The following is a 9,888-nucleotide window of genomic DNA, read 5'->3' on the forward strand; positions in this document are numbered from 1 at the left end:
CCGCCGCCTCCCCCCGGGGCCGAGGCCCCGGGGGGAGGCGGCGGGCGGGGGTCCGGCGTCCGTCCGCCCGCCGCCGTTCTCGGTGTCCTAGAGGGAAGGTGGCCCATGCCCCCTAGGGCAGTTCCTTCAGTTGGATGTTGCGGAAGGACACCTGGTCGTCGGCCCCGTGGTTCTGGAGGCCGATGTAGCCGTCGGTGAGGCTCCGCTGCGGGTCCTTGTTGGTGAAGTCGTTGATCTTGACTCCGTTGAGGAACACCTGGAGGCGTTCGCCCTGGACCTTGATCTCGTAGGAGTTCCACTGCCCCGGCGGGCGCAGCACCTGGTCACGGGCCTTGATGTCGGCCGCCTTGAACGTGTAGATCGCACCGGTGGTGCGGTCCACCGCGTCCGTGGCGTCGATCTGGACCTCGTAGCCCCGGTCGACCGCCGACCACGGGTCGTCGGAGGCCGGGAAGCCCACGAAGACACCGGAGTTGTCGTCGCCCTGCATCTTCCAGTCGAGCTTCAGGGAGTACGACTTCAGCTCCTTGGCCTGGTACCAGAGCAGACCCATGCCGCCCTCGGTCTCCATGACCCCGCCGTCCTTGACGACGAACTTGCCGGGGCCGGCCTGCTTCCAGCCGTCCAGGGTCTGCCCGTTGAAGATCTTCCGGTAGCCCTTGTCCGGCTTGCAGTCCGCCTTCACCTGGCCGGTGGCGTACTGGAGGCCGCCGAGCAGGTGGGCGCGGAAGGCCTCGTCGGCGTACGACTCCTTGGTGTGGCCGCCGCCGGTGTAGAAGGAGCGGCCGCCGCCGTAGGTCTGGCACCAGGCGATCGGGTGGTCGCCCTTCATGTTCCCGCCGGAGTAGGTGGTCTCGTCCAGGGTGGCGAGGACCTTGGCCTGCTCACGCGGGTTGGTGCGGTAGTTGTACCACTCGTCGGTCCGCTCCCAGGTGTCCTCCAGGTGCGCGGTGGACGGGTGGTCGTGGTCCTCGACCCGCACGGTGGCCTTCTGGATGGCCGGGTGCGAGTGGAAGTACGCGCCGACGAGGCCGCCGTAGAACTCCCAGTCGTACTCGGTGTCGGCGGCGGCGTGGATGCCCATGTAGCCGCCGCCGTTCTTGACGTAGTTCTCGAACGCCTTCTGCTGGTCGGCGTTGAGGACGTCACCGGTGGTGGACAGGAAGGCGACCGCGTCATACTTGGCGAGGTTGGCGGTGGTGAACTGTCCGGCCTCCTCGGTCGCGGTGACCGAGATGCCGGCCGGGGCGCCGAGCTCCTTCAGGGCCTTGACGCCCTCGGGGATGGAGTCGTGGCGGAAGCCGGCGGTCTTGGAGAAGACCAGGACCTTCTTGCCCTTCTTGAACGGCTCCTTGGAGAACTCGAAGTCGTCCACGTCGTACAGCGCGCCCTCGCCGCCCCGGAAGACCAGGTAGATCTCGGTGGTCTTCTTCGGCAGTGCCCGCAGCGGGACCTCGACGTCCTGGAACGTCTCCCAGCCGCCGGTCGGCGGGATGTACGCCGAGCCGTGCAGCGGGCCCTCGGGGGAGCCGGTGCGCAGCTCGATGAAGCCGCCGGAGCCGCCGGAGGAGGCCCGCACGGTCATCTTCTTCTGCCCGTCGAAGCGGTAGGGGCTGAAGGAGATCCAGTCGCCGTCGTTGACGTCGCCGACGGTCTTGCCGCCGTTGGCCTCCGCCTTGTCGAAGGTGTTGACGCCGGACTGGACGGTGAAGTGCTCGGCCTGGCGGTGCAGCGGCTGGAGCACGGTGCGCGCGGTGCCGGTCAGCGCCTCCTGGCCGTTGGCGCCGCCGTCGGTGTAACTGGCGCCGACGACACCGTAGATGTTGGCGTTGGGGTCGTGACCGCCGTCGCCCGCGGGCGGCTTGAGGGTGCCCTCACAGCCCGTCTCGCTGGTGAGCTCGTGGGCGTGGGAGTCGTGGCCGAGGCTGTAGGCGACCTTGACCTTGGAGCAGTCGATCGTCTCCTCGGGGTCGGTGACGGTCACCTTGAACGGCACGGGCTCGCCGAAGGCGGCCAGGCTGCCGTTGCCGGGGATGTCGATCCGCACCGTGGGCTCGGTGTTGCCGACGACGATCCGGACGCTGGCGTTGCCGGTGTTGCCCTCGGCGTCCTTCGCGGTGAAGGTCGCGGTGTAGGTGCCGACCTTCTTGTACCGGTGGGTGGGGGTGAGACCCTCGCCCGTGGTGCCGTCGCCGAAGTCCCAGGAGTAGGTGAGGTCCGGGGAGTCGGCGTCCTTGGCGGTGGCGGTGAAGTTGACCCTCAGGCCGGCCGCGCCGGACGTGCGGTCCGCGGTGACCCCTACGATCGGCGAGAAGCCGTCCTCGGCGTTCTCGATCCGGTACAGCGCGGAATTGTCGTCGCCCTGGAACCAGGACAGGCCGTAGTCGAGCACGTAGAGCGCGCCGTCGGGGCCGAAGTCCATGTCCATGATCTGCGTGCCGGTCCACGGGAAGTCGTTGATCTTCGCGACCGAGCCGTCCTCGTTCTGCTCGATGCGCTTGATCCAGCGACGCCCGAACTCGCCGGCGAAGAAGTCGCCGTCGAACTCCTCCGGGAACTTCACCGAGGACTCGAGCTCCGGGTCGTAGTGGTAGACCGGGCCGCCCATCGGGGACTCGGATCCGGTGCCGAACTCGGGCACGGAGCCGTCGTCGTAGGGGATCCAGGCGGGCTGGGCGGGCGGCAGGTCGACCAGGCCGGTGTTGTGCCGGGAGGTGTTCTTCGGCGCGTCGCAGTCGAACTTGTCGCCGGAGGCGCCGGTGGCGAAGTCGTAGTCGACGTAGGCGTCGTTGTCGCCGGTGCAGAACGGCCAGCCGAAGTTGGCGGCTTTCGTCACCTTGGCGAACTCGACCTGTCCGGCCGGGCCGCGGGTCGGGCTGGCGGCGCCGGCGTCGGGGCCGTAGTCACCGACGTAGACCGTGCCGGTCTTCTCGTCGACGCTGATGCGGAACGGGTTGCGGAAGCCCATCGCGTAGATCTCGGGCCGGGTCCTCTCGGTGCCCGGCGCGAAGAGGTTGCCGGCCGGTATGTCGTACGACCCGTCCGCCTGGACCTTGATGCGCAGGATCTTGCCGCGCAGGTCGTTGGTGTTGCCGGCGCTGCGGCGGGCGTCGAAGGCCGGGTTGCGGTCGGCCCGCTCGTCGATCGGCGTGTAGCCGTCGGAGGCGAAGGGGTTGGTGTCGTCGCCGGTGGACAGGTAGAGGTTGCCCTCGGCGTCGAAGTCGATGTCGCCGCCGACGTGGCAGCAGGTGCCGCGGGAGGCGGCGACGTCCAGGACCTTCTTCTCGCTGGACAGGTCGAGGGTGCCGTTGGGGTTCAGGGTGAACCGGGAGAGGCGGTTGACGCCGTCGAACTTGGCGAAGTCCTCGGCGGTGCCGTTCTCCGGGGCGTCCCCGGCGGGCGTGTCCAGCGGCGGGGCGTAGTAGAGGTAGATCGCCCGGTTGTTGTCGAAGTCCGGGTCGACGCCGACGCCCTGGAGGCCCTCCTCGTCGTGGCTGTAGACGTCGAGGCGGCCGGCGACCTTGGTGGTGCCGCCCGCGTCGGTGAGGCGCAGGGTGCCGTCGCGGGAGGTGTGCAGGACGCTGCGGTCCGGGAGGACGGCGAGCGACATGGGCTCGCCCATCTCCGGTTCGCCCTTGGCGAGCGGCACCTGCTGGAACTGCCCCTCGGCGGCGGCCGGTTCGTCGTGCTCCGGGTGGCCGGGGTGGGCGCCGGCGACGGTGGCCGGGGTGCCCACGGCCAGCAGCAGGCCGGTGACCAGGGCGAGCGTGGTGCGGAAGGCGGGGCGCTTGGCGGTGCGGGTGGATTTGAGTCTTCTTCTGTGCACGAAGTCCCTCCGGGAACGGGATGGGGCCGTACGGAACAGGTGCTCGATCGTGCGGTGCGTGCGGTACGTGCGGGCGCCGGGGTGCGCCGTCACCCCGGAGGCGTGGGTGCCTTGAACACTCAGGGACGGTAACCGCGTTCTTCCTGGCGGAACACCCCTTGGACCGCGGCTGGTTGAACTTTTTCCCACTACAGGACAAAGGGGATCGCGGGCAGGCCGGACCGGGGACCGGCGAAGGCGCCGGCCCCCGTCCCCGACCTGCTGCCGGGAGGGTCCGTCAGCTGTTGAAGGCCGCGTCGAAGGACGCGGTGGGCGGTTCGAAGTCGAAGGCCTTGAGGCGCTTCAGGGCCTCGGGAGCGCCCTGGAGGCGGTCCATGCCGGCGTCCTCCCACTCCACCGAGACCGGGCCCTGGTAGTCGATGGAGCGCAGCATGCGGAAGACGTCCTCCCAGGGCACGTCGCCGTGGCCCGCGGAGACGAAGTCCCAGCCGCGCCGGGGGTCGCCCCAGGGGAGGTGGGAGCCGAGGCGGCCGTTGCGGCCGTCGAGACGCTTGCGGGCCTCCTTGCAGTCGACGTGGTAGATCCGGTCGCGGAAGTCCCACAGGAACCCGACCGGGTCGAGGTCCTGCCAGACGAAGTGCGACGGGTCGAAGTTCAGCCCGAACGCCGGGCGGCGGTCCACCGCGTCGAGGGCGCGCACGGTGGTCCAGTAGTCGTACGCGATCTCGCTGGGGTGGACCTCGTGGGCGAAGCGCACGCCCTCCGCGTCGAAGACGTCCAGGATCGGGTTCCAGCGCTCGGCGAAGTCCTCGTAGCCGCGCTCGATCATCGACTCGGGGGCCGGCGGGAACATGGCGACCAGGTGCCAGATGGCGGAGCCGGTGAAGCCGATGACGGTGTCGACGCCGAGGAGGGCCGCGGCCCGCGCGGTGTCCTTGATCTCGGCGGCGGCCCGCTGCCGTACGCCCTCGGGCTCCCCGTCGCCCCAGATGCGGGCGGGCAGGATGCCCTGGTGGCGTTCGTCGATGATGGCGTCGCAGACGGCCTGGCCGACCAGGTGGTTGGAGATCGCCCAGCACTTCAGGCCGTACTTGTCGAGGAGCTGGTGGCGGCCGGCTACGTAGGAGGGGTCGGCGAGGGCCTTGTCCACCTCGAAGTGGTCGCCCCAGCAGGCGAGTTCGAGGCCGTCGTAGCCGAAGTCACGGGCGAGCCGGCAGACCTCCTCCAGCGGAAGGTCGGCCCACTGACCGGTGAACAGGGTGAAGTTGCGCGGCATCCGTATCCGTCCTCCTCAGGCGGCGATCGGGGTGTAGACGGCGTTCTTCTCGGCGCTCTCCTCCACCGCCGCGAGGACGCGCTGCACCTGGAGCCCGTCCGCGAAGGACGGTTCGGGGCTGCGGCCCTCGGCGACGGCGTGCACCAGGTCGCGGGCCTGGTGCGTGAAGGTGTGCTCGTAGCCGAGCCCGTGGCCCGGCGGCCACCAGGCGTCCAGGTAGGGGTGGTCGGGCTCGGTGACGAGGATGCGGCGGAAGCCGCCGTGCGCGGCGTCCCCGGATCCGTCGTGGTACTCGAGTTCGTTGAGCCGCTCCAGGTCGAAGGCGAGCGAGCCGCGCTCGCCGTTGAGTTCGATGCGCAGGGCGTTCTTGCGCCCGGTGGCGTACCGGGTGGCCTCGAAGGATGCCAGCGCGCCGGAGGAGAACCGCCCGGTGAACAGGGCGGCGTCGTCGACGGTGACCGGACCGGTGCCGGCCGCGGAGACGGCGGCCAGGCCGCTGCTCGGCGCGGTGGGCAGCGGCCGCTCCTTGACGAACGTCTCGGTGAGCGCGGAGACGCCCGCGAGGTGCTCGCCGGCCAGGTACTGGGCGAGGTCGACGATGTGCGCGCCGAGGTCGCCGAGCGAGCCGGAGCCGGCCTGTTCCCGGCGCAGCCGCCAGGTGAGCGGGAACTGCGGGTCCACCAGCCAGTCCTGGAGGTACGCCACCCGCACGTGCCGCAGGGTGCCGATGCGGCCCTCCTCCACCATCCGCCGGGCCAGCGCGGTGGCGGGCACCCGGCGGTAGTTGAAGCCGACCATGGCGGCCTGGCCGCGGGCCCGCGCCTCCTCGGCGGCGCGGGCCATCGCCTCGGCCTCCCCGACGGTGTTGGCGAGGGGCTTCTCGCACAGCACGTGCTTGCCCGCGGCCAGCGCGGCCAGCGCGATCTCGGCGTGGCTGTCACCGGGGGTGCAGATGTCGACGAGGTCGATGTCGTCGCGCTCCACCAAGGCGCGCCAGTCGGTCTCGGTCTCCGCCCAGCCGTGCCGGTCGGCCGCCGCCCGCACGGCGTCGGCGTCCCGGCCGCAGATCACGGCCATCTCGGGGCGGAGCGGCAGCTCGAAGACACGTCCCACGGTGCGCCAGCCCTGGGAGTGGGCGGCGCCCATGAAGGCGTAACCGACCATGCCGATGCGCAGCGGTGGCTTCCCCGTTTCCGCCCCTTCGGACGCTTGCGGCTGTGCCATTCGGATGTCCTCCTCGTCGTGGTGGCGGGCGGGGCGGTCCCCGCCCGGTGGGCTGGTCAGGCCCGTGGGGCGGGGCTCCTCACCGGAAGCCGGTGGGCATGTACTGGTCGACGTTCTCCTTGTCGACGACGGCCGAGTAGCAGGTCACCGACGAGGGGATCTCGAACTCGGCCAGGCCGCCGATGCCCTTGCCCTGGCCGAGGGCGCGGGCGAGGTCGATCGCGGAGGCGGCCATCGTCGGCGGGTACAGCACCGTGGCCTTGAGCACCCCGTTGTCGGCCTTGATGGCCTCGAACGCGGAGAGCGCGCCGGCGCCGCCGACCATGATGAACTCGTCGCGCCCGGCCTGTTCGATGGCGCGCAGCGCGCCCACGCCCTGGTCGTCGTCGTGGTTCCACAGGGCGTCGATCTGCGACTGCGCCTGGAGCAGCTGGGCCATCTTGGCCTGGCCGGACTCGACGGTGAACTCGGCGGCCTGGCGGGCCACCTTGGTGATGTTGGGGTAGTTCTTCAGCGCGTCGTCGAAGCCCTGGGTGCGCTGCTTGGTCAGCTCCAGGTTGTCCAGTCCCGCCAGTTCGACGACCTTGGCGCCCTGCTTGCCCTTGAGCTTCTCGCCGATGTAGTGGCCGGCGTTGAGGCCCATGCCGTAGTTGTCGCCGCCGACCCAGCAGCGGTACGCCTGCGGGGTGTTGAAGACGCGGTCGAGGTTGACGACGGGGATGCCGGCGCGCATGGCCTTCAGACCGACCTGGGTGAGGGCCTTGCCGTCGGCCGGCAGGATCACCAGGACGTCGACCTTCTTGTTGATGAGGGTCTCGATCTGGCCGATCTGCTGGGCTGTGTCGTTGGAGCCCTCGGTGATCTCCAGGGTGACGTCGGAGTACTTCTCCGCGCGCTTCTTGGCGTTGTCGTTGATGGCGTTGAGCCAGCCGTGGTCGGCCTGCGGTCCGGCGAACCCGATGGTGACCTGCTTGCCCGGCTTGTCGTCGGCGGCCGGCTGGTTGTTGGCGGCCGGCTCGTCGCCGCCGCTGGGCTCGTTGCTGGTGCAGCCGGTGACGAGGGCGCCGGCGGAGACGGCGGCGGCTCCGAACAGGAGCCCTCTGCGGCTGGTGAACGTCGGCTCTGGCATGGCGGTGAACCCTTCCCTCAGGTCGTGCTCGCGGTACGCCGCTGGACCAGCACGGCGGCGACGATGATCGCGCCCTTGGCGATCTGCTGGACGTCGGTCTGCAGGTTGTTCAGGGCGAAGATGTTGGTGATGGTGGTGAAGATCAGGACGCCGAGGACGGAGCCGACGATGGTGCCGCGGCCCCCGGTGAGCAGGGTGCCGCCGATGATCGCGGCGGCGATGGCGTCGAGTTCGTAGAGGTTGCCGTTGGTGTTCTGGCCGGAGCCGGCCAGGACGATCAGCAGGAAGGCGGCGATGCCGCAGCACAGCCCGGACAGCAGGTACAGGTAGAGGCGCTGGCGGCGTACGTCGATGCCGGCCAGGCGGGCGGCCTCGGCGTTGCCGCCGACGGCGACGGAGCGGCGGCCGAAGGTGGTGCGGTTGAGCACCAGCCAGCCGATGACGGTGACCGCGGCGAACACCAGCACCAGCGGGGGGATGCCCAGCACGTAGGCGTCGCGTTCGCCGAGGTCGAGGACGCTGTCGACGGTGACGATCTGCGTCCGCCCGTCGGTGATCTGGAGGGCGAGGCCGCGGGCGGAGGCGAGCATGGCGAGGGTGGCGATGAACGGCACCATCCCGCCGTACGCGATGAGCACCCCGTTGACCAGACCGCAGCCGAGGCCGACGAGGACGGCGGTGAACAGGATGCCGGCGAAGCCGTACTCCTGGGTGGCGACGGTGGTGGCCCACACCGAGGCGAGGGCGACGATCGCGCCGACCGACAGGTCGATGCCGCCGGAGATGATCACGAAGGTCATGCCGACGGTGACCACGCCGATGACGGACGCCTGGGTGAGCACCAGCTGGAGGTTGCGGGTGTCCAGGAACTCGTCCGGCTTGGTGATGCCGCCGATCAGGATCAGTACGGCGAGCACGCCGAGCAGGGACAGGGTGCGCACGTCGGCGCGGAACAACACGGCCCGCCAGGCGGGCTTCTCGGCGGCCGACGGCACCTTGTCGGTGCTGTCCCGCGGCGGGGAGACGGGCTGCGTCATGACGCCGGGCTTCCTTCCATGACCAGGTCGAGTACACGGTGTTCGTCGAGTTCGCGGGCGGGCGCGGTGTGGACGACGGAGCCCTCGCGCAGCACCAGGACGCGGTCGGCGAGGCCGAGGACCTCGGGCACCTCGCTGGAGACCAGCAGCACGGCGAGCCCTTCGTCCGCCAACCGCCGTACGACGGCGTACAGTTCGGCGCGGGCGCCGACGTCGACGCCGCGGGTGGGTTCGTCGAGCAGCAGCACCCGGCAGCCGCGCAGCAGCCAGCGGGCGAGCACGGCCTTCTGCTGGTTGCCGCCGGACAGCGTGCGTACGGGCACGTCCGGGTTGTCGGGCCGCAGCGACAGTTCGCGGACGGCCGCGCGGGCCGCGCCGAGTTCGGCGCCCCGGTTGATCCAGCCGGCCGTCGCGAACCGCGACATGGAGGAGACGGACACGTTGCGGGTGACCGACTCCAGCATCAGCAGGGCCTGCGCCTTGCGTTCCTCGGGGGCGAGGCCGAGTCCGGCGCGGACGGCGGCGCGGACGCTGCCGGGCCTGAGCGGCCGGCCGTCGACGAGGACGCGGCCGGTGTCGGGCTTGCGGGCGCCGTAGATCGTCTCGAGGATCTCCGACCGCCCGGACCCGACGAGTCCGGCGAGGCCGACGATCTCGCCGGGGCGCACCTGGAGGTCGAGCGGGGCGAACTCGCCCCGCCGGGACAGGTTCTCCACGGTGAGGACCGGTTCGCCGGCGGCCGGCGGGGTCGCGGGGCGGGGCGGGAAGACGTACTCGACGTTGCGGCCCGTCATCAGCGACACCACCTCGCTGGTGGGCGTCGACTTGGCGGGCAGCCCGCGGGCCACGGCGCGGCCGTCCTTCAGCACGGTGACGCGGTCGCCGATGCGGCGGATCTCCTCCAGGCGGTGGGAGATGTAGACGACGGCGACGCCGGCGGCGGTGAGGTCGCCGACGATGCGGAAGAGGTTGTCGACCTCGTCCGGGTCGAGGGCGGCGGACGGCTCGTCCATCACGATGAGCCGCACGTCGTGGGAGAGGGCGCGAGCCATGGACACGATCTGCTGGTGTGCGGCGGAGAGGTCGCCGACCAGACGGCCCGGGTCGATCTCCGGGTGCCCGAGGCGCCTGAGCAGTTCGGCGGTGGAGGTCCTGGCCGCCCGGCCGCGGACGACGAAGCCGGCGGTGGTGGGTTCGTGGCCGAGGTGGACGTTCTCCGCGACCGACAGGTGCTCCACCAGGTCCAGTTCCTGGTAGATGGTGGCGATGCCGAGGCGCATGGCGGCGATCGGCGAGCGCAGGGTGACGTCGTCGCCCCGCCAGCTGATCGTGCCCGTGTCGGGCTGGTGGGCGCCGGCCAGCACCTTGATCAGGGTGGACTTCCCGGCGCCGTTCT

6 protein-coding genes are annotated in these 9,888 nt (G+C 70.8%); all 6 read right to left on the reverse strand.

Translation table 11 applies throughout. The annotated features are described in order from the left end of the window. Positions 1–112: 112 nt before the first annotated feature. Entirely contained in the window at positions 113–3,826 is a 3,714-nt protein-coding gene (locus CCN29_RS27530; RefSeq protein ID WP_086685299.1) for a ThuA domain-containing protein, read from the reverse strand. 277 nt (positions 3,827–4,103) lie between these two features. Beyond that, complete coding sequence (locus CCN29_RS27535; RefSeq protein ID WP_031017823.1) at positions 4,104–5,102, reverse strand: sugar phosphate isomerase/epimerase family protein; 999 nt, start codon at positions 5,100–5,102, stop codon at positions 4,104–4,106. A 15-nt stretch (positions 5,103–5,117) separates the two neighbouring features. Further along, positions 5,118–6,326: a Gfo/Idh/MocA family protein gene (locus tag CCN29_RS27540; RefSeq protein WP_189405192.1), complete on the reverse strand. Its 1,209-nt coding sequence runs from the start codon at positions 6,324–6,326 to the stop codon at positions 5,118–5,120. Between the two features lie 79 nt (positions 6,327–6,405). Then, positions 6,406–7,455 (reverse strand): substrate-binding domain-containing protein, encoded by a 1,050-nt coding sequence (locus tag CCN29_RS27545; RefSeq protein WP_006130630.1) that lies wholly within the window; start codon positions 7,453–7,455, stop codon positions 6,406–6,408. Between the two features lie 17 nt (positions 7,456–7,472). Next, positions 7,473–8,492, reverse strand: a complete 1,020-nt coding sequence (locus CCN29_RS27550) for an ABC transporter permease (RefSeq protein ID WP_006130629.1) — start codon at positions 8,490–8,492, stop codon at positions 7,473–7,475. Beyond that, positions 8,489–9,888 (reverse strand): sugar ABC transporter ATP-binding protein (locus tag CCN29_RS27555; RefSeq protein WP_086685296.1); only part of this gene is annotated, 1,400 nt, incomplete at its 5' end. The genes CCN29_RS27550 and CCN29_RS27555, both read right to left, overlap by 4 nt.

The organism is Streptomyces pseudogriseolus (assembly GCA_002154585.1).
Lineage (GTDB): Bacteria > Actinomycetota > Actinomycetes > Streptomycetales > Streptomycetaceae > Streptomyces > Streptomyces pseudogriseolus.

What these genes read in the sequence shown, in the direction of transcription:
- CCN29_RS27550 (WP_006130629.1), bottom strand. Translation starts at nt 8,492, where the DNA reads ATGACGCAGCCCGTCTCCCCGCCGCGGGACAGCACCGACAAGGTGCCG.
- CCN29_RS27535 (WP_031017823.1), bottom strand. Translation starts at nt 5,102, where the DNA reads ATGCCGCGCAACTTCACCCTGTTCACCGGTCAGTGGGCCGACCTTCCG.
- CCN29_RS27545 (WP_006130630.1), bottom strand. Translation starts at nt 7,455, where the DNA reads ATGCCAGAGCCGACGTTCACCAGCCGCAGAGGGCTCCTGTTCGGAGCC.
- CCN29_RS27540 (WP_189405192.1), bottom strand. Translation starts at nt 6,326, where the DNA reads ATGGCACAGCCGCAAGCGTCCGAAGGGGCGGAAACGGGGAAGCCACCG.